This is a genomic window from Stenotrophomonas aracearum, from assembly GCF_031834615.1.
Taxonomy (GTDB): Bacteria; Pseudomonadota; Gammaproteobacteria; order Xanthomonadales; family Xanthomonadaceae; genus Stenotrophomonas; species Stenotrophomonas aracearum.
Genome location: NZ_CP115543.1, coordinates 1,234,439 through 1,257,250 on the forward strand (window position 1 = coordinate 1,234,439; position 22,812 = coordinate 1,257,250).

Sequence of the window (22,812 nt, forward strand, 5' to 3'; positions counted from 1 at the left end):
CATCGATTGTCATGACGCCGGTAGGGTTGGGTCCCAACCAACCGCACGCACACATCCCGCGCCCGGTAACGCATTCAAACAATCGAAACTTCGCTTTTACCGCACGTCCACCCACACCAGGTGGTGGTCGCTGCCATCTGCGATCTTCGCTTCGGGCGCTTCATTCGCCGGCCAGAACACGCCGCTGCCGATGTAACTGAACCCCACCGACGGCAGCACGTAATCCAGGCGCATGGTGCCGGACTTGGGGCCGAAATCGCCGGTGGCGTGGAACGGGGCGCCCTTCCGGACGATGCCCTTTTCGGCGTACGCCAGGCTGGTCTGTTCGGCACCGACGCTGCGCGGGGTGGGGTAACGCAGCACGCGCGGGTTTTCGATCAGTTCGACGATGCCTTCATGGCGACCATCGCCGTCTACGGGATCGTTGTTGAGGTCGCCGAGGATCACGAAGCGGGCGTCCTGGGCGAGGCCGCCGCACTGGCCGCGGTCATCGCAGAGCCACGGCTTGTCGCCGGCGGAGAGGTACTCCTGCCACAGGCGCAGTTCGTCGTGGTTGCGCGCGGCGTTGCGCTTTTCCGGGCCGTCGAACACGGGCGGCGTGGGGTGCGAGACCAGGGCGTGGACGACGCCGTTGGGGGTGTTCACCGGGACGTCCCAATGTGACTTGGAGGACAGGCGCAGCTGCGACCAGACGTGGTCGTTGTAGAACGATTTTCCGGTGCGCGGGTCGATCGGGCGCAGTGCGCCGGGCATCGTGCTCCACTTCAGCAGCTGGAAGCTGCGCACCTTGGCCTCGTCGATCGGGTAACGCGAGAGCACGAGCATGCCGTACTGCCCCGGGTGCAGGCCGTAGCCCCAGGCGTCGTTGCCGCGGGCGCGGCCGTCGCCGCCGATCTGGCCGTTGTTGTCCAGGTCCAGGCCGCTCTGCACGCCAGTGTTGACCGGGGCCAGGTAGCGGTACGCGAAGTGCAGGGGCTCGCCGCCGCCGGGCTGGGCCACTTCCAGGTAGCGCTGCTGGAACAGGTCGGCGGCGCGGTGGGCGTCGTCGAAGTCGAATTCGTTGAGCAGCACCAGATCGGGACGGACCTGCTGCAGCACGGCGGCAATCTTGCGCGCGTGCGCGCTGTCGCCTTCGAGTTCGGCGATCAGGCCGCCGGTCTCGTCGCTGTACAGCGAGGTGTTGTAGGTGGCGATCCGCAGCGGCGCGGGGGAGGCATCCGGCATGGCGGCGGTCTTGGTCGAGGTTTGCGCGCAGGCGCCGCAGAGCAGGGCCAGGGCGATTATCAGGGGATGGGCTTTCATGCGCCTATTCTGCACGGGCGCGCGTTGCAATGGCGGGTCAAATGCCGTCGCGGGCGTCGTCGAACGCGTGCCAGCGGCGGCCGTCGTAGGCCTCCAGCGGACGGAAGCGGCGCTTGTAGTCCATCTTGCGGTGGCCGCGGATCCAGTAGCCCAGGTACAGGTGCGACAGCTGCTCGCGCCGGGCCCAGGCGATCTGCTGCAGGATCGCGAAGGTGCCCAGGCCGCGATGGGCGTGGTCGGGGTCGAAGAAGGTGTAGACCGCCGAGAGGCCGTGCGTGGTGACGTCGGTGACCGCCACCGCCAGCAGGGGGCCGCGGTGGCCGTCCACGGCAGGCCCGCGGACCTCCAGGAAGCGGCCCTGCGACCACCGGCCGATCAGGAACTGGTCGAACTCGTGCGGGCCGTGTTCGTCCATGCCGCCCTGGGCATGGCGATGGGTCAGGTAGCGGTGGTAGAGCGCGAACTGCTCGTCGGTCTGCTCGGCGGCGACGATGCGTACTTCCAGGTCGTCGTTGCGCGCCAGGCAGCGGCGCTGGCTGCGGTCGGGGGCGAAGCGGGCCACCGGCACGCGGACCGAGACGCAGGCGTGGCAGTTGGCGCAGTGCGGGCGGTAGACCAGGTCGCCGGAGCGGCGGAAGCCCCAGCTCAGGGCCATCGGGTACAGGCTGCCCAGGCGCTGGTCGTGCGGATCCAGCACCAGGTCGCGCGCAGCCCGGTCCGGCCAGTAGCCACAGGGATGGTCCCCGGTCTGGAACAGGCGCAGCTCGTCGTCGCGGTCGGTGTGGATCGCCATGCCCACAGCATAGCGCCGGGGCGTCGCAGGCGCCGCGACTGTCTGGCGGATTAACGCGGCCGGGGCGGCTGTCAACGCGGGCGGCGTGCGGGCGTTTTCTCTCCCGTGGGTGCCGAGCACCGCACGACGCTTCCCCCCGAACAACCGGAGTACACCATGCGCAACCGCAAACCCCTCCTGCTGCTGGCCCTGCTGATGACCACCGGCGCTGCCGGCCTGGCGGTGGCGGCCGATACCCCGACCGCGCCAGCTGCGCCGGCCCGCGCGAAGCTGGATACCAACGGCGACGGGTTCGTCGACCGCACCGAAGCCGTCAAGGCACCGCGCCTGGCCGAAAAGTTCGACAGCCTGGACACCAACAAGGACGGCAAGCTCTCGCGCGAGGAAATGCCGCGCTGGCAGGGCAAGCGCCACGGGCGTGGCCCGGGTGGCGGCCATGAGCGGATGGAAAAGTTGGACGCGAACAAGGACGGCCGCATCAGCCGTGAAGAAGCCAAGGCCGACCCGCGCCTGGCCGAACGGTTCGACAAGATGGACGTCAACAAGGACGGCTACCTGGACAAGACCGATCGCGAGCTGGGCATGAAGCAGCACCGTGACGCGTGGTTCGCCGCCGCCGACACCAACAAGGACGGCCAGCTGAGCAAGGCCGAGTTCGACGCCGCGAAGTCGCCCTTCGCCGGCAAGCGCGGCGACAAGTCGCCCCGCTGAGGTAGTGCCGGGCCCTGCCCGGCAACCACGCAACGGTCTCATCATGCGAAAACAAAGCGCCGGTCACTGACCGGCGCTTTTCATGTTTCAGATCAACCGGGCATCCCACGCCATCGCCAGCACGATGCCGACCACCAACAGGTTGGTCACGATCAACGCAGGCCGACCATACATCGACTGATACACCCAGCTCGGCCCTTTGCGCCCGTGCCGCGCCGCATCGCGCGCGATCATCGGCGCCATGATCCGTTGCAGGGGCACCAGGCACTGGTAGTTCACCACGCCGGTGCCCAGCACCATGACGATCAGTGGCCAGTGCAGCGGCGCGTGCAGCGTCGTCAACGCGAGTACGGCCATGCAGACGAGCATGGCGGTGAAGGTGCTGTAATGCACGAAGCGAAAGACGGCAGCGCGCTCGGACGGTGTTTCGGTGTAGCACAGCAGGTAGCGTCCGCCGAGATAGCTGCCGATGATGCCGCCGAGCATGGCGGTGATCGCCACGCCCAAACCCATCCCGGGGCTCATCAGCGGGGTCTGGCTGACCGCTGCGCCCAGCGAGCCCATCGCGGCACCGCCGGTCAGGCTGGCGCCGCCCAGTCCCAACTTGCCGCTGCCCACCCCCACGCCGGTGCCCAGCAGGATCGCGGCACTGGCGGTGCCGGGCGCAGCAATGATCACCATCGACACGACCGTGGTGGCGAACGCAGCCCCGGGCGCGCTGCCACGTGCGAACTCCCCGAATCGACGCAGCATTTCCTCGCGCACGCTGGCACGTGCACGCGACAGGCGCTTGCGCACGGCGGCGTCGCTGAGGCCGAGCAGGTCGGCCACCTGCTGCGAGCGCTGTCCTTCGCGGTAATACAGCAACAGGGTTTCGCGGCTGTCTTCGGGCAGTGCCGAGATGATTTCCTCTGCAGCCAGTTCTTCCTCCACCCGCTGCAGGTAGTCCGGCGCGCTGGGGCTGGGGTCGGCGGCCATGCTGATCGCGATCTCGGCGGCTTCGCCGGACAACGGCCGGCCACGATTCGCGCGCAGCCAGTCGCGGGCGAGATTGCGGGTGATCTGGCGCAGCCAGGGCAGGAAGCTGGCGGTGTTGTGCAGCTGGTTGAGCTGCTGCCAGCCCTTGATGAAGGCTTCCTGCGCGATGTCTTCGCTGGCCTGCACGTCGCGGGTGATCGCCAGCGCGATGGCGGTGACGGTGTTCTGGCAGGCCAGCACGATACGGCCATAGGACTGCTGGCAGCCGCTGGCGGCGGCGGGCAGTTCGCGTTCCAGCGTGTCGGTCAGGGGCAGGGTGGTCATGGCGTCGATCCCGGCGGGTGGTGACATCATGACGGGGTGGGGCGGGGAATGTGACCGGGTTGGGATCCCGTGGGACACGCGTGGCGTGTCGCTACGGTTGTTTGGCCGGTTCGATGCGGACGCGGATTTCTTCCTCTTCCTGCGCCGGAGGGGCTGCCGTCGGCTGCTGCTGTGTCGGCGCGGGCGCTGGCACCGCGATGGGCGCGCTACGGTGGCGCATCATCACCACCATGGCCACGGCGGCGATGACCAGCAGCAGGCCGATGCGGATGCGCCAGGCCCAGTTGCGGCGCGGGCCGGTTTCGGCGACCTGGTCGCGGAAGGCGAATTCGGCGGTGGGGTGGTCGCGCCGGGTGGTTTCCAGCAGGCGTGCGTCGCGCAGGATTTCGCGGGCGCGCGGCTGGTCGTTGGCGTGCACCACCCACAGGGTCGGGTGGGTGCTGGCCTTGCTGGTGTCCAGGTAGCTGAACTGGCTGCCGCGCTTGCTGTGGTACGAACGGCCGTTGGTGATGCGCACCTCGATACCGGCATCGCGCAGCAGCTGGGCCACGCCTTCCACGGTTTCAACGCGCTGGCTGCTGAAGATCTGACGCATGGCGGATTATTCCTTGGCCGGTACGGCGGCGGCCGCGGCACTGTCGTCGACCACGCGGATCAAACCTTCCTGCGCGGTGCTGGCAACCAGGATGCCGTTACGGGTGTAGAACTGGCCACGTGCCAGCCCGCGCGAATCCTGCGCGCTGGGACTGTCCAGCGAGTACAGCAGCCAGTCGTCGGCGCGGAACGGGCGGTGGAACCAGATCGCGTGGTCCAGCGAGGCCATCTGCACGTGCGGCTGGTAGTAGCTGATCCCGTGCGGGAAGGTCGCGGTACCCAGCAGGTGGAAGTCCGAGGCGTACGCCAGCAGCGCCTGGTGCAGCTCCGGCGCATCGCCGACCTTTTCGTTCAGGCGCAGCCACACCTGGTGGTAGGGCGGGCGCTTGGGTGGGTGCAGTTCGTCGCGCGGGTACACGTGGCGGAACTCGAACGGACCGCCGCGCGAGAGCCAGCGCTGCACCTTGATCGGCAGGCGCTCCAGCACTTCCTGCGGCAGCGGGCGGTTCGGTTCGATGTCTTCCGGCTGCGGCACGTCCGGCATCTTGTGCTGGTGCTCGGCGCCGCTCTCGGCCTGCTGGAACGAGGCCGCGCAGAAGAAGATCACCTTGCCGTGCTGGATGGCAGTGACCCGGCGCACCGAGAAGCTGCCACCATCGCGGGTGCGGTCCACGTCGTAGACGATCGGGTGGTCGATGTTGCCGGCGCGCAGGAAGTAGGCGTGCAGCGAATGCACGTGGCGGCCGTTGTCCACGGTCGCCTGCGCGGCCGACAGCGCCTGGCCCAGCACCTGCCCGCCGAACACGTACTTGGTGCCGATATCGCGGCTCTGGCCACGGAACAGGTTGTCTTCCAGGCGCTCGAGCGTGAGCAGGTCGATCAGCTCGGAAACGACGGGTTCTTGCGGCTGGGACAAGGCGGCGGCCATGGGGTGGCAAAGGAATGAGGGATTATACGTGTCCGTTGGCGCGGGCCGCCGGCGTCAGGTATTCCGTACGTACAACGAGCACGTACGCCGTAGTGCCGGCCGCCGGCCGGCTCCAAGCGGTGTCAGGCAGCGTCGGGAGCCGGCCGGCGGCCGGCACTACCCAGGCGCTCTACGAGGGTCTGCAGGGCCTGCTGGGCGTCCGGCGCGTACCAGGCCTCCACGAAGCGGTCCAGCTGGATCAGGTCGGCGTGCAGGGCCTCGTGCAGGTCGGCGCGGGCGACGCTGCGGGTGTGCAGCATCGGCTGCCGGGGCAGCTTCAGCAGGCGACCCAGCCAGGCCACCGCACGCGGCACCACGTCGGCGGGGGCGACCAGTTCGTCCACCAGTCCGATTTCCAGCGCACGCTCGGCCGGCACCATCTCGCCGCCGATCAGCAGCTGCGAGGCCCGGTGGTGGCCGACCACGCGGCGCATCAGCCGCTGGATGCCTTCCGGCGCCACCAGCCCCACCTGCACTTCGTTCAGGCCGATCACGTTCGGCTGCGCCGGGTCGGTGCTGCGCGCCATGATCCGGTAGTCGCAGCACAGCGCCAGCACGCAGCCGCCGGCCGGAGCGTGCCCGGTCAGCGCGGCCACCACCGGGATCCGGCTTTCGGCCAGGGTACGCACCGCGCCGAAGAACGCCTGCCAGCTGTCCAGCAGCTTGTGCCTGTCCTCGCCATGGCTGAGCAGGTGCGGCACGTCCATGCCGGCGCTGAAGATGCGCTCGCTGCCCGACAGCACCAGGCCGTGCACGTCATCGGCCATGGCCTGGTTGATCGCGTGGATCAGGTGACGGCACAGCTCGGTGTCCAGCGCGTTGACCGGCGGGCGGGCCAGCCGCAGCTCACGGATGGGGCCATGGTTGATCACCTCGATAAGCGTCGTCATGCTGCGATCTCGTTGCGGGCAGGGAACTGAGGCGATGATAACCAAACCATTCGTGTGCGTATTGTTGGGCCTGTGTGCGGCCGCAGCATCGGCCGGTGCTGCGGAACCGGCGTGTGTCAGCCTCACTGGAGGCTGGGTGCGGTTGCCGCCGCCGGGGATGACGATGGCGGCTGGCTACGGAACCATCCGGAATGACTGCAAGGCTGCCGTGACCGTAGTCGGCGTGGGCAGCAAGGCTTTCGACGATGTGTCGCTGCACGAGACCACCCTGGCCGATGGCGTCAGCCGGATGCGCGCAGTGGAGACGTTGCCGATCGCGCCGGGGAAGGAGGTCACACTGAAACCGGGCGGGCTGCACCTGATGCTGATGGAGCCGGTGGTGAAAGTGACGGAAGGGGCAGAGCTGCCCGTGCGCCTGAGCCTGCAGGACGGGCGCAAGGTGGATGGAACGTTGAAGGTGCGCCGGTAGGGTCGCACCCCGGTCGACCGCACGTGGGGTGTCCACGTGCGGTAGGGCATGACCTCAAATCGAAAAAGGCTGTTGCAGGGCGTCAGCTCGACGCGCTGCGGATCGCGTCCGGCAGCGGGGCGCTCTTGCCGGTCTGGGTGTCCATCCAGACCACGACCACATTCCCGTCCGAATACAGCGTGCTGTCGTTCTTCTGGTCCACGATGCGGTGGCCGATGGTCACGCTGCTGTTGCCCAGGCGTTCGACGAACAGCTCCACCACGATGTCGTTGGGCCACACGATCGGCAGGCGGTAGTTCACGTTGGTGGCGGCCACCACCGGGGCGATGCGGTCGGTCATCGACACGCCTTCCACGCCCAGCATCCAGCGCACGCGCGCTTCTTCCAGGTAGGAAATGTACTTGGCGTTGTTGACGTGGCCCATGCTGTCCATGTCGCGCCAGCGCACGCTGATCGGTACGCGGGCCAGGATCTTGTGTTCGCTGATCATTACTTCTTCTTCGCCTTCGGGGTCTTGGCAGGGCTGGTCTTGCTGGGCGTGGTGGCGCGCTTGGCCGCGACCGCCTTCTTGGCGACCTTGGCCGGCTTTTCCGGCTTGGCCTTGCGCGGCGGGCGGGCGTCCGGCTTGTTGGCCGTCGCCGCCGGGCGCTCCGGGCGCGCGCTGGTGGAGGGCAGCATCTTGGCCAGGAACTGGCCGGTGTACGACGCCGGGTGCGCCGCCACGTCTTCCGGCGTGCCGGTAACCAGGATGGTGCCGCCACGGTGGCCGCCTTCCGGCCCCAGGTCGACGATCCAGTCCGCGGTCTTGATCACGTCCAGGTTGTGTTCGATCACCACCACCGTGTTGCCCTCGTCGCGCAGCTTGTGCAGCACGCCGAGCAGCGCCTCGATGTCGTGGAAGTGCAGGCCGGTGGTCGGCTCGTCCAGGATGTACAGGGTGCGCCCGGTATCGCGGCGCGACAGCTCCTTGGACAGCTTCACGCGCTGCGCTTCACCGCCGGACAGCGTGGTCGCGCTCTGGCCCAGCTTGATGTAGCTCAGGCCCACGTCGACCAGCGTTTCCAGCTTGCGCGCGATGCTCGGCACCGGCTCGAACAGCTTCAGCGCATCTTCGACGTTCATCTGCAGCACGTCGTTGATGTTGTAGCCCTTGTACAGGATCTCCAGCGTTTCGCGGTTGTAGCGCTTGCCATGGCACACGTCGCAGGGCACGTACACGTCCGGCAGGAAGTGCATCTCCACCTTGATCAGGCCATCGCCCTGGCACGCCTCGCAGCGGCCGCCGCGCACGTTGAAGCTGAAACGCCCCGGCGAATAACCGCGCGCACGCGCTTCCGGCACCTGCGCGTACAGCTCGCGCAGCGGCGTGAACAGGCCGGTGTAGGTGGCCGGGTTGGAACGCGGCGTGCGACCGATCGGCGACTGGTCGATGTCCACCACCTTGTCGAACAGGTCCAGGCCATCGACCGACGTGTACGGTGCGATCGGGTGCGAGGAACCGTTGATCTCGTTGGCGGCCAGCGAGAACAGCGTGTCGTTGATCAGGGTCGACTTGCCCGAACCGGACACGCCGGTGATGCAGGTCAGCAGGCCCGACGGAATGTCCAGGTCCACGCCCTTGAGGTTGTTGCCGCTGGCCCCGCGCAGGTGCAGGGTCATCTTCGGGTTCGGCTTGTGCCGGCGCGCCGGGATCTCGATGGCGCGCTTGCCCGAGAGGTACTGGCCGGTGAGCGAACGCGGCGCCTCCAGGATGTCCTGCAGGGTGCCTTGGCCGACGATCTCGCCGCCATGCACGCCCGCGCCCGGACCGATGTCCAGCACGTAGTCGGCCAGGCGGATCGCGTCTTCGTCATGCTCGACCACGATCACCGTGTTGCCCAGGTCGCGCAGGCGGGTCAGGGTGCCGAGCAGGCGCTCGTTGTCGCGCTGGTGCAGGCCGATGGATGGCTCGTCGAGCACGTACATCACCCCGACCAGGCCGGCGCCGATCTGGCTGGCCAGGCGGATGCGCTGCGCTTCGCCGCCGGACAGCGTGTCCGCCTTGCGCTCCAGCGTGAGGTAATCCAGGCCCACATCGACCAGGAAGCCCAGGCGCTCGCCGATCTCCTTGACGATCTTGCCGGCGATCTCGCCGCGCCAGCCGGGCAGGGTCATGCCGCTGAAGAACTTCAGCGCTTCGTCGATCGGCAGCACCACCAGTTCCGGCAGCGCACGGTCGGCCACGAACACGTTGCGCGCCGCGCGGTTCAGGCGCTGGCCGTTGCATTCCGGGCAGTTGCGTTCGCTGATGTACTTGGCCAGCTCTTCGCGCACCGCGGCCGACTCGGTTTCCTTGTAGCGGCGCTCGAGGTTGGGAATGATGCCCTCGAAGCGGTGCTTGCGCTGGGTGCGGCCGCCGTTTTCGGTGAAGTAGGTGAAGGTGATGGTTTCATCGCCGCTGCCGTACAGCACCGCCTGGCGCACGCTGTCGGACAAGCTCTGCCACGGCGCGTCCACGTCGAACTTGTAGTGCTTGGCCAGCGAGGCGATCAGCTGGAAGTAATAGGCGTTGCGGCGGTCCCAGCCGCGCACGGCACCGGCCGAGAGCGACAGCTCCGGGTGCACCACCACGCGCGAGGGATCGAAGAACTCGGCCATGCCCAGGCCGTCGCAGCCCGGGCAGGCGCCCACCGGCGAGTTGAACGAGAACAGGCGCGGTTCCAGCTCGGGCAGCGAGTAGTCGCAGACCGGGCAACTGTACTTGGACGAGAACAGGTGCGCCGGCGCGTCTTCCACGTCCAGCGACTGCACCGAGACCATGCCGTCGCCCAGCTTCAGCGCGGTTTCAAAGCTTTCGGCCAGGCGCTGCTTGATGTCCTCGCGCGGGCGGAAGCGGTCGATCACCGCCTCGATGGTGTGCTTCTGGCGCAGCGCCAGCGGCGGCACCGCGTCGATCTCATGCAGCGCGCCGTCCACGCGCACGCGCACGAAGCCCTGCGCGCGCAGCTGGTCGAACACCTGCGCATGCTCGCCCTTGCGCTCGCGGATCACCGGCGCCAGCAGCATGTAGCGCTGCTCCGGGTCCAGCGTGAGCACGTGGTCGACCATCTGGCTCACGGTCTGCGCTTCCAGCGGGTAGCCGTGGTCGGGGCAGCGCGGGCTGCCGACGCGGGCGTACAGCAGGCGAAGGTAGTCGTAGATCTCGGTGATCGTGCCGACCGTCGAACGCGGGTTGTGCGAGGTCGACTTCTGCTCGATCGAGATCGCCGGGGACAGGCCTTCGATATGGTCCAGGTCCGGCTTTTCCATCACGCTCAGGAACTGCCGCGCATACGCCGACAGCGACTCCACGTAGCGGCGCTGGCCTTCTGCATAGATGGTGTCGAACGCCAGCGACGACTTGCCCGAACCGGACAGGCCGGTGATCACGATCAGCTTGTCGCGGGGCAGGTCGAGATCGATGTTCTTGAGGTTGTGCGTCCGCGCGCCGCGGATGCGGATGAAATCCATCGCCATGGGGGATCCGTTGTGGGGCTCTGGCCGGCAATCGGTCAGCCTACCGAGCTTGGGATTTGGGGGCAATCGGCGACATTGCCAGCCCGCCGTCTCATCTATTGAGACCCGGCGGGCCTGAACCTGAACGGGGTTCAGGCCCTGGCCGCCCGGGGCAGGGGGTGGGTTGACCCGGACCCGGTGCAGTCATTAAAATCCCGCTTCTGTCCGCCCTCGATGGCGGCAGTCCATAGACCACAATAACTACAGAGGAAGTCTGGTCATGTACGCAGTACTGGTAACCGGCGGTAAGCAATACCGCGTGGCGCAGGGCGAAACGCTCCGCGTTGAAAAGCTCGAAGTCGAAGTCGGCAACGAGATCAAGTTCGACGAAATCCTGATGCTGGGCGACAGCGACGGCATCAAGCTGGGCGACGCGCTGAAGGGCGCCTCGGTCACCGCCAAGGTCGTGTCCCAGGGTCGTGCTGACAAGGTCCGGATCATCAAGTTCCGTCGCCGTAAGCACCACATGAAGCGCCAGGGTCACCGTCAGTACTACACCGAAATCGAGATCACCGGCATCGCCGGTGGCAGCAAGTAATCAGGAGAAGCAGTCATGGCACATAAAAAGGGCGTAGGCTCATCGCGCAACGGTCGCGACTCCAACCCGAAGTACCTCGGCGTCAAGATCTTCGGTGGCCAGGCCATCGATGCCGGCAACATCATCGTGCGTCAGCGCGGCACCCAGTTCCATCCGGGCGCCGGCGTCGGCCTCGGCCGTGACCACACCCTGTTCGCGCTGGTCGACGGCAAGGTGGAGTTCTCGGTGAAGGGCCCGAAGAAGCGTCGTACCGTCAGCGTCGTCGCCGAAGCCTGAGCTTCGCGACACCCGGGCGTCGCCCCCGCCTAGGCGTGGGGCCGCTTGCGAAAGCCCCGCCTCGGCGGGGCTTTTGTTTTTCACGTTAGACTCTGCGGTCGGGCGCGTTCCGTGCCTACCGCCTCCAGGTGGCATCCAGAATCATGAAACTTGTAGACGAAGCAGAAATCCAGGTTACCGCCGGCAATGGCGGCAACGGCTGCGTCGGTTTCCGTCGCGAGAAGTTCATTCCGCTGGGCGGCCCGGACGGCGGCGACGGCGGCAATGGCGGCAGCGTGTACATCCGCGCCGACGAAAACCTCAATACCCTGGTCGACTTCCGCCACGAGCGCATCTTCAAGGCGCAGCGCGGCGAGAACGGCATGGGCCGCCAGGCCTACGGCAAGGGCGGCGAAGATCTCATCATCACCGTGCCGGTCGGCACCGTGATCATCAACGTCGCCACCGACGAAGTCATCGGCGACCTGGTCCAGCATGACGACATCCTGCTGGTGGCCAAGGGCGGCAAGGGCGGCCTGGGCAACATGCACTTCAAGAGCTCCACCAACCGCTCGCCGCGCCAGTCGCTGCCGGGCGAGGAGGGCGAAGAGCGCCTGCTCAAGCTGGAGCTGAAGTTGCTGGCCGACGTGGGCCTGCTGGGCTTCCCCAATGCCGGCAAGAGCACCCTGATCCGCGCCGTGTCCGCTGCCACCCCCAAGGTGGCCGACTACCCGTTCACCACCCTCTACCCCAACCTGGGCGTGGTGCGCGTGGAGAACTACCGCAGCTTCGTGATCGCCGACATTCCCGGCCTGATCGAAGGTGCGGCCGACGGGGCCGGGCTGGGCGCGCAGTTCCTGCGCCACCTGCAGCGTACCCGCCTGCTGCTGCACCTGGTGGACATCTCCCCGATGGAAGGCGGCGTGGAAATCTCGCCGATCGAGCAGGTCCGTGCGATCGAGCGCGAGCTGGCCAAGCACGACCCGGAGCTGCTGGAAAAGCCGCGCTGGCTGGTGCTGAACAAGGCTGACCTGATGTTCGAGGACGAGGCCAAGGCCGCGGCCGAGAAGATCATCGCCGAGCTGGGCTGGACCCAGCCGTGGTACCTGGTCTCGGCGCTGGGCCGTGAAGGCACCTGGCCGATCATGACCAACATCATGGCGTTCTTCGACCGCCAGAAGGAAGACGAAGCGGATGCGCGCAACGCGCTCTGACGCTGCCGTCGCTTTCATGGAAAACCCGGCTTCGGCCGGGTTTTTCTGTGGCGCCCATCGCGTAGAGCCGGGCTCTGCCCGGCTGCGCATGAACCTCAACGCAAAAAACCCGGCCTGGGCCGGGTTCTTTCACCGCACGCCGCGCGTGGCGCGGCGTTGCGCCGGATCAGGCAGCCTTGAGGGCCTTGATGCGGGCGGTCAGGCGGCTCTTATGGCGAGCGGCCTTGTTCTTGTGGATCAGACCACGCGAGCTGAAACGGTCGAGGATCGGCTGGGCGACGGCAAAGGCTGCCTCGGCGCCGGCGGCATCGTTGGCATCCAGAGCCTTGATCACCTTCTTGACAGCGGTGCGCAGCATCGAACGCTGAGCCGTATTGCGCGCGTTGCGCACGACGGTCTGCTTGGCGCGCTTCTTGGCGGACTTGATATTGGCCACAGTGGTGGTTTCCTGAAAAATCGGTGTAATGGGAACAGCAAGCTGGAAAGTATGATGGCTCGAAAAATGTACGTCAAGTCAATTGTCAAGAGGAAACACGGGTGAGTTCACCAAGGATGTTGCGCGGGCTGCTGTCTTTCAGCAGCATGACCATGATTTCACGGGTGCTGGGGCTGGTCCGCGACCAGTTCATCACCACCACGTTCGGCACCAATGCGGTGACCGACGCCTTCTGGGTCGCCTTCCGGGTGCCCAACTTCCTGCGCCGCCTGTTCGCCGAAGGCTCATTCGCGACCGCGTTCGTGCCGGTGTTCACGGAAGTGAAGGAAACCCGCTCGCATGAAGAGCTGCGCGAGTTGATGTCGCGCGTGGCCGGCACCCTGGGTGCGGTGCTGCTGCTGGTGACCGCGCTGGCGCTGATCTTCGCGCCGCAGCTGGCCACCCTGTTCTCAAGCGGGGTAGAGACCGACCCGGCCAAGCACGGCCTGCTGGTCGACCTGTTCCGGCTGACCTTCCCGTTCCTGCTGTTCGTGTCGCTCACCGCGCTGGCGGGCGGGGCGCTGAACAGCTTCCAGCGCTTTGCCATGCCGGCGCTGACCCCGGTGATCCTCAACGTCTGCATGATCGCCGGTGCGCTGTGGCTGGCGCCGCGGCTGGGCGGCACCCCGGAAAAGCAGATCCTCGCGCTGGGCTGGGCGGTACTGGCGGCCGGCATGCTGCAGCTGCTGTTCCAGCTGCCTTCGCTGAAGGGCATCAACCTGCTGACCCTGCCGCGCTGGGGCTGGAACCACCCCGGCGTGCGCAAGGTGCTGACCCTGATGGTGCCGACCCTGTTCGGCTCGTCGGTGGCGCAGATCAACCTGCTGCTGGACACAGTGATCGCGGCCAAGCTGACCGACGGCTCGCAGTCGTGGCTGTCGCTGGCCGACCGCTTCCTGGAACTGCCGCTGGGCGTGTTCGGGGTGGCGCTGGGCACGGTGATCCTGCCGGCGCTGGCCCGCCACCATGTCAGCACCGACAAGGCGGGCTTCTCCAGCGCGCTGGATTGGGGCCTGCGCACCACGCTGCTGATCGCGGTGCCGGCCATGCTCGGCCTGTTGCTGCTGGCCGAGCCGCTGATCGCCACGCTGTTCCAGTACCGCCAGTTCACCGCCTTCGACACCCGCATGACCGCGCTGTCGGTGTACGGCCTGAGCCTGGCGCTGCCGGCCTTCGCCCTGCTCAAGGTGGTGCTGCCGGCGTTCTACGCCCGCCAGGACACCCGCACCCCGGTGCGTGCCGGCCTGGTCGCGCTGGTCGCCAACATGGTCTTCAACTTCATCCTGCTGGCAATCCTGTACCAGGTGATGGTGCCCGAAGCGCTCAAGGCGCAGGGCGTCTGGGTCGCGCTGGGCAAGCAGCCCGGCCTGCACCTCGCGCTGGGCATTGCCAGCGCGTTGTCCAGTTACCTGAACCTGGGCCTGCTCTGGTACTGGCTGGGCAAGACCGACGTCTATCAGCCGAAGGCAGGGTGGGGCGGTTACGTCGCCCGGCTGGTGCTGGCCTGCGGGGCCATGGTCGCGGTGCTGCTGGTGCTGCGCGGGCAGATGCCCGGCTTCACCGGCATGGACAAGTGGCACCGGATCGGCAACCTCACGCTGCTGGTCGGCGGCGGCGGCCTGACCTACCTGGTCGCCCTGGTCGCCATGGGCTTCCGCCCGCGCCACCTGCGCGAGCATTGATCGAAGACCCATTCGCCACCACCTCCGGTAGAGCCACGCCCTGCGTGGCTGCTTCCTCCCAACGCCCGGCTATACTTGAGGGTCATGCATTGCAATACGTTGGCCCGGGTGGGCCGGATCTCGATCAGATGAGCACCTTGTTCCGATCCATCGAAGGCAAGCCCCTGTTCCCGCAAGGGAGCGTAGTCTGCATCGGCGCATTCGACGGCCTGCACCTGGGCCATCGCGCGCTGGTGCGGCATGCGGTGGCGCGTGCCCGCGCGCTCGGCGTGCCCGCCGTGGCCGTGGCCTTCGAACCGTTGCCGCGCGAGTACTTCGCCCAAGGCGAACCGCCGCCGCGGCTGACCCTGGCCCGCGACAAGGTGGCGATCCTGCGCGAGTGCGGCGTGGACGCCATCGGCCTGCTGCGCTTCGACGCGCGCATGGCCGCCATGCCCGCCGAAGCCTTCGTCGAGCAGCTGCTGGCCCAGCGCCTGGGCGCGCGCGAAGTGTGGATCGGCCCGGAGTTCTGCTTCGGCAACCGCCGTCGCGGCGACTTGGCCCTGCTGCAGGCCATGGGCGAGACGCTCGGCTTCAGCGCCGGTGAGATCGAAGCGGTGGACCTGCACGGCGACCGCATTTCCAGCACCCGCATCCGCCAGCTGCTGCGCGAAGGCGATTTCAACCGTGCCGCAGACCTGCTCGGTCGCCCGTATACGATCAGCGGCCGTGTCGTGCGCGGGCGCCAGCTCGGCCGCACCCTGGGCTTCCCGACCGCAAACCTGCGCTTCCCGAAGACGCCCGCGCTGGCCGGCATCTATGCCACCTGGGTGCACGGCGTGTTCGACCAGCCGTGGCCGTCGGTGTCCAGCTTCGGCACCCGTCCCACCGTGGACGGCGTGGAGCCGCTGCTGGAAGCGCACCTGTTCGACTTCCAGGGCGACCTGTACGGCCGCCACATCGAAGTCGAATTCGTCGCCAAGCTGCGCAACGAAGAAAAGTTCCAAGACCTGGCGGCGTTGACCGTCCAGATGCACCGCGACGCCGATCAGGCGCGTCGCATCCTTTCCGAACACAGATTGCGAGCCACTGCGTGAGCCAGGACTACAAAGCCACCCTTCATCTGCCGGCAACCGAATTCCCGATGCGCGGCGACCTGCCCAAGCGCGAGCCGGGCATTCTGTCGCGCTGGGAAGACGAGGGCCTGTACGCCCGCCTGCGCGACAACGCGCAGGGTCGCCCGCTGTTCGTGCTGCACGACGGCCCGCCGTATGCCAATGGCCAGATCCACCTGGGCCATGCGGTCAACAAGATCCTCAAGGACATCATCGTCAAGTCGCGCTACCTGGCCGGCTTCGACGCGCCGTACGTGCCCGGCTGGGACTGCCATGGCCTGCCGATCGAAATCGCGGTCGAAAAGAAGTGGGGCAAGGTCGGCGTCAAGCTCGATGCCGAACAGTTCCGCCAGAAGTGCCGCGAGTATGCTGAAGAGCAGATCGAGCTGCAGCGCCGCGACTTCAAGCGCCTGGGCGTGATCGGCGATTGGGACAACCCGTACAAGACGCTCAGCTTCGACTTCGAAGCCAACGAGATCCGCGCGCTGTCGAAGATCTTCGCCAACGGCCACATCGTGCGCGGCGCCAAGCCGGTGCACTGGTGCTTCGACTGCGGCTCGGCGCTGGCCGAAGCGGAAATCGAATACCAGGACAAGACCTCGCCGGCCATCGACGTGGCCTACGTGGCGCGCGACAGCGCGCAGCTGGCTGCGCGCTTCGGCGTGACCCTGCCGGCCGATGTCGAAGTAGCCGTGCCGATCTGGACCACCACGCCGTGGACCCTGCCGGCCTCGCTGGCGGTGTCGCTCGGTGCGGACATCCAGTACGCGCTGGTCGAAGGCCCGGCACATGCCGGCAAGCGCCGCTGGCTGGTGATCGCCGCCAGCCTCGCCGAGCGCGCGCTGCGCCGCTACGGCGTGGAAGACGTGGTCGCGCACGGTCATGCCGCCGGTGCCGCGCTGGAAAACCTGCTGCTGGCCCATCCGTTCTACCCGCAGCGCGACATCCCGCTGCTCAACGGCGCGCACGTGTCCGATGAAGACGGTACCGGTGCGGTGCACACCGCGCCGGGCCACGGCCAGGAAGACTTCGTGGTCAGCCAGCAGTACGGGCTGATGGACAACTACAACGCCGGCCAGATCAACCCGGTCGACGGTCGCGGCGTGTACCTGCCGTCCACCCCGCCGGCGGGCGAGGTGGTGCTGGCCGGCGTGCACCTGTGGAAGGCGCAGCCGCTGATCGTGGACGTGCTGCGCGACTCCGGCGCGCTGCTCGCCTTCGTCGAGATCGTGCACAGCTACCCGCACTGCTGGCGTCACAAGACCCCGGTGGTGTTCCGCGCCACCCCGCAGTGGTTCATCTCGATGGACAAGGCCAACCTGCGCAGCGACGCGATGGCCGCCATCGACAGCGTGGGCTGGTTCCCGAGCTGGGGCAAGGCGCGTATCGGCAGCATGGTCGACGGCCGCCCGGACTGGTGCATCAGCCGCCAGCGCACGTGGGGCGTGCCGATCGCACTGTTCACCCACCGCGAAACCGGCGAGCCGCATCCACGCACCGTTGAACTGATGCAGCAGGTGGCCGATCGCGTGGAGCAGGGCGGCATCGACGTCTGGTACGCGCTGGACGCCGCCGAACTGCTCGGCGATGAAGCCGCGCATTACGAGAAGGTCACCGACATCCTCGATGTCTGGTTCGACTCCGGCGTCACCCATGAAGGCGTGCTCGCCGCGCGTGGCTTCGGCAAGCCGGCCGACCTGTACCTGGAAGGCTCCGACCAGCACCGCGGCTGGTTCCAGTCCTCGCTGCTCACCGGCGTGGCCATCGACCGCCATGCGCCGTACAAGCAGTGCCTCACCCACGGCTTCACCGTGGATGAGAAGGGCCGCAAGATGTCCAAGTCGCTGGGCAACGGCATCGAGCCGCAGGACATCATGAAGACCCTGGGCGCGGACATCCTGCGCCTGTGGATCGCCTCGGCCGACTACAGCAATGAAATGTCGTTGTCGCAGGAAATCCTCAAGCGCAACGCCGACGCCTACCGGCGCCTGCGCAACACCGCGCGTTTCCTGCTCGGCAACCTGGACGGCTTCGACCCGGCCGCGCACCTGGTGGCCCCGGCCGAGATGGTCGCGCTGGACCGCTGGATCGTGCATCGCGCCTGGGAAGTGCAGGAGAAGATCAAGGCGGCGTACACCGGCTACAACATGGCCGAGATCGTGCAGCTGCTGCTGAACTTCTGCAGCGTCGACCTCGGTTCGCTGTACCTGGACGTGACCAAGGACCGGCTGTACACCATGCCGACCGACTCGCGTGGCCGCCGTTCGGCGCAGACCGCGATGTACCACATCGCCGAAGCGTTCACCCGCTGGGTGGCGCCGATCCTGACGTTCACCGCCGACGAGCTGTGGGGCTACCTGCCGGGCGCGCGCAAGGACAACGTGCTGTTCGCCACCTGGTACGAAGGCCTGGCCCCGTTGCCGGCCGATGCCCCGTTGAACGCGGCCGACTTCGATCAGCTGCTGGCCCTGCGCGAGCAGGTCGCCAAGGTGCTTGAGCCGATGCGCGCCAACGGTGCCATCGGTGCTGCACTGGAAGCGGAGATCACGGTTGCCGCCAGCGAGGAAACCGCCGTGCGCTGGCAGCCGCTGGCCGATGAGCTGCGTTTCCTGTTCATCAGCGGCGACGTCAGCGTGCGTCCGGCGACCACCGACGAGGTGTTCGTCAGCGCCCAGCCGACCACCAAGCAGAAGTGCGTACGCTGCTGGCACTACCGCGCCGACATCGGCTCGGTGGCCGCCCACCCGGAACTGTGCGGCCGTTGCGCAAGCAACGTCGACGGTGCCGGCGAAGACCGGAAGTGGTTCTGATGGCCGCCCCGCGTCCGCGTCCCAGCGCGCTGGTGTGGCTGCTGCTTTCCGCAGCGGTCATCGTCCTGGACCAGTGGAGCAAGGCCTGGGTGCTGTCCAGCCTGCCCGAGTTCCAGCCGGTCACGGTCATCGACGGCTTCTGGAACTGGTACCGCACCTACAACACCGGTGCAGCGTTCAGTTTCCTGAGCGACGCCGGTGGCTGGCAGCTGTGGTTCTTCACCGCCCTGGCGGTGGGCATCAGCGGCCTGATGGCGTTCTGGCTCTCGCGCACCCCGCGCGCCCACTGGCGCAGCGCGGTGCCGTACGCGCTGGTGATCGGCGGCGCCATCGGCAACGTCATCGACCGCCAGGTGCACGGCCATGTGGTCGACTTCATCCAGTGGTACGTGGGCGAGCACTACTGGCCCGCGTTCAACATCGCCGATGCGGCGATCGTGGTCGGCGCGATCGGTATCGCCGTGTTCGGCCTGTTCGACGGCAAGACCGCCAAAAAGGCGGATAATGCCAACCCGTAACCCCTTGCCGGCCGCTGCCGGGAGACCTGTCTGATGGATGTGCTGCTCGCCAACCCGCGTGGATTCTGTGCCGGTGTCGATCGTGCGATCGAGATCGTCAAGCGCGCGATCGAAACACTGGGCGCGCCCATCTACGTGCGCCATGAAGTGGTGCATAACCGCTTCGTGGTCGACGACCTCAAGCAGCGCGGCGCGATCTTCGTCGAAGAGCTCGACGAAGTGCCGGACAACAACACCGTGATCTTCAGCGCGCACGGCGTGTCCCAGGCCGTGCGCCAGGAAGCCGAGCGCCGTGGCCTGAAGGTGTTCGACGCGACCTGCCCGCTGGTGACCAAGGTCCACTTCGAAGTCGCCCGTCACTGCCGTGCCGGCCGCGACGTGGTGCTGATCGGCCACGCCGGTCACCCGGAAGTGGAAGGCACCATGGGCCAGTGGAAGCAGGAAGCCGGCAGCGGCCACATCTACCTGGTCGAAGACGTGGAGCAGGTGGCCACGCTGGAACTGAACCAGCCGGAAAACTTCGCCTACACCACCCAGACCACGCTCTCGGTGGATGACACCCGCGGCATCATCGACGCCCTGCGCACCCGCTTCCCGGCGATGCAGGGGCCGAAGAACGACGACATCTGCTACGCCACCCAGAACCGCCAGGACGCCGTGCGCGACCTTGCCAAGCGCTGCGACCTGGTGCTGGTGGTCGGTTCGCCGAACAGCTCCAATTCCAACCGCCTCAGCGAACTGGCCCGCCGTGATGGCGTGGAGTCGTACCTGATCGACGGCGCGCATGAGATCGACCCGGCCTGGGTCGTAGGCAAGAAGCATATCGGCCTCACCGCCGGCGCCTCCGCGCCGCAGGTGCTGGTGGATGGCGTGATCGAGCGCTTGAAGGAACTGGGCGCCACCGGCGTCGGCGAACTCGACGGCGAGCCGGAATCGATGGTGTTCGCGCTGCCGAAGGAATTGCGGTTGCGGTTGATCAGCTGATCCCCAACCGTGACCTTTGGCCATGGGGCGGCACACCCCCGAGGTCTAGGATCGAACGTTTCGCCCCCGGAACCTTCGCCCGATGAAACTGCGTGCCGCCGTCCTCTCCGTGCTTCTCGCCGCCACCGCCACCGGTGCCCACGCGCAGACGCCACCGCCGCAGGACGTCGCCTTCCCGGGCCTGCTGCGCATCGACGTGGACGCACGCGACATCGGCCGCCGCATCTTCAAGGTCAAGGCCACCGTGCCGGCCCAACCCGGCCCGCTGACCCTGCTGTACCCCCAATGGCTGCCCGGCGCGCACTCGCCCAGCGGCCCGGTCGACAAGGTCGCCGGTCTGGTGGTCACCGCCAACGGCAAACCACTCACCTGGAAGCGCGACCCGTACAACGTGTACGCCTTCACCGTGGACGTACCGCAGGGCGCCAGCGAAGTCGTCGCCGAATTCAAATTCCTCTCCTCGCAGGGCGCAGGGCAGGGCCGGGTGGTGATGACCCCGGAAATGCTCAACCTGCAGTGGATCGCCAACTCGCTCTACCCGGCGGGCGTGAATACCCGCAACATCCAGGCCCAGGCCAGCGTCACCCTGCCGCCCGGCTGGGCTTACGCCACCGCGCTGGACACCGAGCGCCGCGACGGCGACACCGTGGTGTTCAAGCCGATCAGCTACGACCATCTGGTCGACTCCCCGCTGTACGCCGGCCGCCACTACCAGCAGTTCGACCTCGACCCCGGCGCCAAGGTCCCGGTGCACCTCAACGTGTTCGCCGACGACGCCAAATCGCTGGTCGCCAAGCCCGAGCAAGTGCAGGCCCATCGCGCGCTGGTGCAGCAGATCTACAAGCTCTACGGCGCCCGCCACTTCGACCGCTACGAATTCCTGCTGGCCCTGACCGACAAGCTCGGCGGCATCGGCCTCGAACACCAGCGTTCCAGCGAAAACAGCGGCGACACCGGCTACTTCACCGAGTGGGACAAGACCTGGCTCGGCCGCGACCTGCTGCCGCACGAGTTCAACCACTCCTGGAACGGCAAGTACCGCCGTGGCGCCGACCTCACCACCGCCAACTTCAACGTGCCCATGGGCGACAGCCTGCTCTGGCTGTACGAAGGCCAGACCCAGTTCTGGGGCCATGTGCTGTCCGCGCGCTCGGGCCTGTGGACCACCGACCAGACCCGAGACATGCTCGCCAACGTAGCGGCGACCTATGATCGCGGTCGCCCTGGTCTGTCGTGGCGCAACCTGCAGGACACCACCAACGACCCCACCATCGCCCAGCGCCGCGCGCTGGCGTACCGCAACTACCAGATGAGCGAGGACTACTACTCCGGCGGCCAGATGGTGTGGTTGGAGGTGGAAGGCAAGCTGCGCGCGCTCACCGGCAACAAGCGCAGCCTGGACGATTTCGCCAAGGCGTTCTTCGGCATGAAAGACGGCGACTGGAACGTGAACCCGTATACGTTCGAAGAAGTCGTCAGCACCTTGAACGGCATCGCTCCGTACGACTGGGCGAGCTTCCTGCGCGAGCGCCTGGACGGCCACGGCCCGCTCACCGGCGGGCTGGAAGCAGCGGGCTGGAAGCTGGTCTACACCGACACCCCGAACGACGCCTTCAAGGCGCAGGAAACCCGCGCCAAGAACACCAACCTGCTGTACTCGCTGGGCCTGGCCGTGAATGACGCCGGCGCCATCAGCGACGTGCTCTGGGACAGCCCCGCCTTCAACGCCGGCCTCTCCCCGGGCATGACCGTGCTCGCACTCAACGGCCGCGTGTTCAAGGGCGAAGACCTCAAAGACGCCGTGACCGCAGCCAAGACCGACAAGGCACCGCTCACCCTGCTGGTGAAGAACTTCGACCACATCGACACCGTCAAGCTCGACTACCACGGCGGCCTGCAGTATCCGAAGCTCGAGCGCATCGCCGGCAAGCCCGACCGCCTGGCCGAGCTGTGGAAGGCGCGGTGAACCTGCGCCGCGACGTGCCGATTTTGCTGGCGGCGACAGCCGCCATCATCGGCGCGTCGCTCGACGGCGACGGCCGCTGGCTGCATTGGGTAGCCAAGCCGCTCACCACGCTGTTGATAGCCGCAATAGTCTGGCAAACCCTGAAAAACAACGCACCGGAACCCCGTAGTGCCGGCCGCCGGCCGGCAACCTCGCACCCCATCACCGCCCGAACATACAGCCGCGCCATCCTGCTCGGCATGGGCTTCTCCTGCATCGGCGACATCGCTCTGATGCTTCCCTTCGACGCCTTCGTCCCCGGCCTGATCGCCTTCCTGCTCGCGCACATCTGCTACATCGTCGCCTTCCGTGCAGGCTTCACGGCAGGGAAAGGGTTGGTGCTGGCAGGCGCACTCCTCGCCCTGTTCGCCGGCATCAACTTGGCCGGCCTATGGCCGCTGTTGCCCGGCGATCTACGCATTCCGGTCGTCGTCTACGTAGTAGTGCTCGCATTGATGGCCACACTCGCCTTGGCCCGCGCGTGGTCACCCAACTCCACCGATACAGCCGCCGGCACGAACTGGGCCGCCTTCGGCGCCGTGCTCTTCGTGATCAGCGACTGCACCCTAGCCTGGGACCGCTTCGGCGGCGGCCTGCCCCTGGCATCCCTGTGCATACTCGCCACCTACTACGCAGCGCAGTACTGCATAGCGCGCTCGGCAAGCGATTGAGTGA

Annotated in this window: 21 protein-coding genes; 12 read left to right on the forward strand and 9 right to left on the reverse strand. The window is 67.3% G+C overall.

Annotation, left to right across the window (positions count from 1 at the left end):
- Positions 1 to 96: 96 nt before the first annotated feature.
- Together PDM28_RS05775 and PDM28_RS05780 are read right to left on the reverse strand one after the other, a co-directional pair.
- Entirely contained in the window at positions 97 to 1,302 is a 1,206-nt protein-coding gene (locus PDM28_RS05775; protein ID WP_311184127.1) for an endonuclease/exonuclease/phosphatase family protein, read from the reverse strand.
- Between the two features lie 37 nt (positions 1,303 to 1,339).
- Positions 1,340 to 2,095, reverse strand: a complete 756-nt coding sequence (locus tag PDM28_RS05780) for an arginyltransferase (RefSeq protein WP_311184129.1) — start codon at positions 2,093 to 2,095, stop codon at positions 1,340 to 1,342.
- 156 nt (positions 2,096 to 2,251) lie between these two features.
- On the opposite strand from PDM28_RS05780, the gene PDM28_RS05785 reads away from it, so the two are divergent.
- A complete protein-coding gene (locus PDM28_RS05785; RefSeq protein ID WP_311184130.1) occupies positions 2,252 to 2,806 on the forward strand; it encodes an EF-hand domain-containing protein in 555 nt (184 codons plus the stop codon).
- An 87-nt stretch (positions 2,807 to 2,893) separates the two neighbouring features.
- Here PDM28_RS05785 and PDM28_RS05790 read toward each other — a convergent pair whose 3' ends face one another.
- From PDM28_RS05790 to PDM28_RS05805, 4 genes are all read right to left on the reverse strand, one after another.
- Entirely contained in the window at positions 2,894 to 4,108 is a 1,215-nt protein-coding gene (locus tag PDM28_RS05790) for an RNA polymerase sigma factor (RefSeq protein WP_311184131.1), read from the reverse strand.
- Between the two features lie 91 nt (positions 4,109 to 4,199).
- Positions 4,200 to 4,703: a putative signal transducing protein gene (locus PDM28_RS05795; RefSeq protein ID WP_311184132.1), complete on the reverse strand. Its 504-nt coding sequence runs from the start codon at positions 4,701 to 4,703 to the stop codon at positions 4,200 to 4,202.
- A 6-nt stretch (positions 4,704 to 4,709) separates the two neighbouring features.
- Positions 4,710 to 5,630 (reverse strand): acyl-CoA thioesterase II, encoded by a 921-nt coding sequence (gene tesB, locus PDM28_RS05800; RefSeq protein WP_102944037.1) that lies wholly within the window; start codon positions 5,628 to 5,630, stop codon positions 4,710 to 4,712.
- Positions 5,631 to 5,752: 122 nt separating this feature from the next.
- Entirely contained in the window at positions 5,753 to 6,559 is an 807-nt protein-coding gene (locus PDM28_RS05805) for an enoyl-CoA hydratase/isomerase family protein (RefSeq protein ID WP_311184133.1), read from the reverse strand.
- A gap of 34 nt (positions 6,560 to 6,593) precedes the next feature.
- Between PDM28_RS05805 and PDM28_RS05810 the strand changes: the two genes are divergently transcribed.
- A complete protein-coding gene (locus PDM28_RS05810) occupies positions 6,594 to 7,028 on the forward strand; it encodes a copper chaperone PCu(A)C (RefSeq protein WP_311184649.1) in 435 nt (144 codons plus the stop codon).
- A gap of 82 nt (positions 7,029 to 7,110) precedes the next feature.
- On the opposite strand, the gene PDM28_RS05815 is transcribed toward PDM28_RS05810, so the two are convergent.
- Positions 7,111 to 7,515, reverse strand: coding sequence for an acyl-CoA thioesterase (locus PDM28_RS05815; protein ID WP_311184650.1), 405 nt, complete (start codon positions 7,513 to 7,515; stop codon positions 7,111 to 7,113).
- Between the two features lie 2 nt (positions 7,516 to 7,517).
- On the reverse strand, positions 7,518 to 10,523 hold the full coding sequence (gene uvrA, locus PDM28_RS05820) for an excinuclease ABC subunit UvrA (protein WP_311184134.1): 3,006 nt from the start codon (positions 10,521 to 10,523) through the stop codon (positions 7,518 to 7,520).
- A gap of 259 nt (positions 10,524 to 10,782) precedes the next feature.
- Here uvrA and rplU point away from each other — a divergent pair, with 259 nt between their 5' ends.
- From rplU to cgtA, 3 genes are all read left to right on the forward strand, one after another.
- Positions 10,783 to 11,100: a 50S ribosomal protein L21 gene (gene rplU, locus PDM28_RS05825; protein ID WP_102944033.1), complete on the forward strand. Its 318-nt coding sequence runs from the start codon at positions 10,783 to 10,785 to the stop codon at positions 11,098 to 11,100.
- A 15-nt stretch (positions 11,101 to 11,115) separates the two neighbouring features.
- On the forward strand, positions 11,116 to 11,376 hold the full coding sequence (gene rpmA / locus PDM28_RS05830) for a 50S ribosomal protein L27 (protein WP_070209175.1): 261 nt from the start codon (positions 11,116 to 11,118) through the stop codon (positions 11,374 to 11,376).
- Between the two features lie 143 nt (positions 11,377 to 11,519).
- A complete protein-coding gene (gene cgtA / locus PDM28_RS05835) occupies positions 11,520 to 12,569 on the forward strand; it encodes an Obg family GTPase CgtA (protein WP_102944032.1) in 1,050 nt (349 codons plus the stop codon).
- A gap of 166 nt (positions 12,570 to 12,735) precedes the next feature.
- Here cgtA and rpsT read toward each other — a convergent pair whose 3' ends face one another.
- Positions 12,736 to 13,005: a 30S ribosomal protein S20 gene (gene rpsT, locus PDM28_RS05840; protein WP_017354922.1), complete on the reverse strand. Its 270-nt coding sequence runs from the start codon at positions 13,003 to 13,005 to the stop codon at positions 12,736 to 12,738.
- Positions 13,006 to 13,121: 116 nt separating this feature from the next.
- Between rpsT and murJ the strand changes: the two genes are divergently transcribed.
- The 7 genes from murJ (at position 13,122) to PDM28_RS05875 (ending at position 22,808) form a co-directional block, all read left to right on the forward strand.
- Positions 13,122 to 14,726, forward strand: coding sequence for a murein biosynthesis integral membrane protein MurJ (gene murJ, locus PDM28_RS05845; protein ID WP_311184651.1), 1,605 nt, complete (start codon positions 13,122 to 13,124; stop codon positions 14,724 to 14,726).
- A gap of 128 nt (positions 14,727 to 14,854) precedes the next feature.
- A complete protein-coding gene (locus PDM28_RS05850; protein ID WP_311184137.1) occupies positions 14,855 to 15,802 on the forward strand; it encodes a bifunctional riboflavin kinase/FAD synthetase in 948 nt (315 codons plus the stop codon).
- Positions 15,799 to 18,630, forward strand: coding sequence for an isoleucine--tRNA ligase (gene ileS, locus PDM28_RS05855; protein ID WP_311184138.1), 2,832 nt, complete (start codon positions 15,799 to 15,801; stop codon positions 18,628 to 18,630). Before PDM28_RS05850 ends, ileS begins: the two co-directional genes overlap by 4 nt.
- Entirely contained in the window at positions 18,630 to 19,148 is a 519-nt protein-coding gene (gene lspA / locus PDM28_RS05860) for a signal peptidase II (protein WP_102944028.1), read from the forward strand. The genes ileS and lspA overlap by 1 nt, the downstream gene beginning before the upstream one ends.
- 33 nt (positions 19,149 to 19,181) lie before the next feature.
- On the forward strand, positions 19,182 to 20,132 hold the full coding sequence (gene ispH, locus PDM28_RS05865; protein ID WP_102944027.1) for a 4-hydroxy-3-methylbut-2-enyl diphosphate reductase: 951 nt from the start codon (positions 19,182 to 19,184) through the stop codon (positions 20,130 to 20,132).
- A gap of 82 nt (positions 20,133 to 20,214) precedes the next feature.
- Positions 20,215 to 22,098, forward strand: a complete 1,884-nt coding sequence (locus PDM28_RS05870; protein ID WP_311184139.1) for a M61 family metallopeptidase — start codon at positions 20,215 to 20,217, stop codon at positions 22,096 to 22,098.
- Positions 22,095 to 22,808, forward strand: coding sequence for a lysoplasmalogenase (locus tag PDM28_RS05875; protein WP_311184140.1), 714 nt, complete (start codon positions 22,095 to 22,097; stop codon positions 22,806 to 22,808). The genes PDM28_RS05870 and PDM28_RS05875 overlap by 4 nt, the downstream gene beginning before the upstream one ends.
- Positions 22,809 to 22,812: the final 4 nt, after the last annotated feature.

Bases quoted from the DNA above. Each gene is read 5' to 3' on its own strand.
- PDM28_RS05775 (WP_311184127.1), bottom strand. From the start codon at position 1,302: ATGAAAGCCCATCCCCTGATAATCGCCCTGGCCCTGCTCTGCGGCGCC.
- PDM28_RS05780 (WP_311184129.1), bottom strand. From the start codon at position 2,095: ATGGCGATCCACACCGACCGCGACGACGAGCTGCGCCTGTTCCAGACC.
- PDM28_RS05785 (WP_311184130.1), top strand. From the start codon at position 2,252: ATGCGCAACCGCAAACCCCTCCTGCTGCTGGCCCTGCTGATGACCACC.
- PDM28_RS05790 (WP_311184131.1), bottom strand. From the start codon at position 4,108: ATGACCACCCTGCCCCTGACCGACACGCTGGAACGCGAACTGCCCGCC.
- PDM28_RS05795 (WP_311184132.1), bottom strand. From the start codon at position 4,703: ATGCGTCAGATCTTCAGCAGCCAGCGCGTTGAAACCGTGGAAGGCGTG.
- tesB (WP_102944037.1), bottom strand. From the start codon at position 5,630: ATGGCCGCCGCCTTGTCCCAGCCGCAAGAACCCGTCGTTTCCGAGCTG.
- PDM28_RS05805 (WP_311184133.1), bottom strand. From the start codon at position 6,559: ATGACGACGCTTATCGAGGTGATCAACCATGGCCCCATCCGTGAGCTG.
- PDM28_RS05810 (WP_311184649.1), top strand. From the start codon at position 6,594: ATGATAACCAAACCATTCGTGTGCGTATTGTTGGGCCTGTGTGCGGCC.
- uvrA (WP_311184134.1), bottom strand. From the start codon at position 10,523: ATGGCGATGGATTTCATCCGCATCCGCGGCGCGCGGACGCACAACCTC.
- rplU (WP_102944033.1), top strand. From the start codon at position 10,783: ATGTACGCAGTACTGGTAACCGGCGGTAAGCAATACCGCGTGGCGCAG.
- rpmA (WP_070209175.1), top strand. From the start codon at position 11,116: ATGGCACATAAAAAGGGCGTAGGCTCATCGCGCAACGGTCGCGACTCC.
- cgtA (WP_102944032.1), top strand. From the start codon at position 11,520: ATGAAACTTGTAGACGAAGCAGAAATCCAGGTTACCGCCGGCAATGGC.
- murJ (WP_311184651.1), top strand. From the start codon at position 13,122: ATGTTGCGCGGGCTGCTGTCTTTCAGCAGCATGACCATGATTTCACGG.
- PDM28_RS05850 (WP_311184137.1), top strand. From the start codon at position 14,855: ATGAGCACCTTGTTCCGATCCATCGAAGGCAAGCCCCTGTTCCCGCAA.
- lspA (WP_102944028.1), top strand. From the start codon at position 18,630: ATGGCCGCCCCGCGTCCGCGTCCCAGCGCGCTGGTGTGGCTGCTGCTT.
- ispH (WP_102944027.1), top strand. From the start codon at position 19,182: ATGGATGTGCTGCTCGCCAACCCGCGTGGATTCTGTGCCGGTGTCGAT.
- PDM28_RS05870 (WP_311184139.1), top strand. From the start codon at position 20,215: ATGAAACTGCGTGCCGCCGTCCTCTCCGTGCTTCTCGCCGCCACCGCC.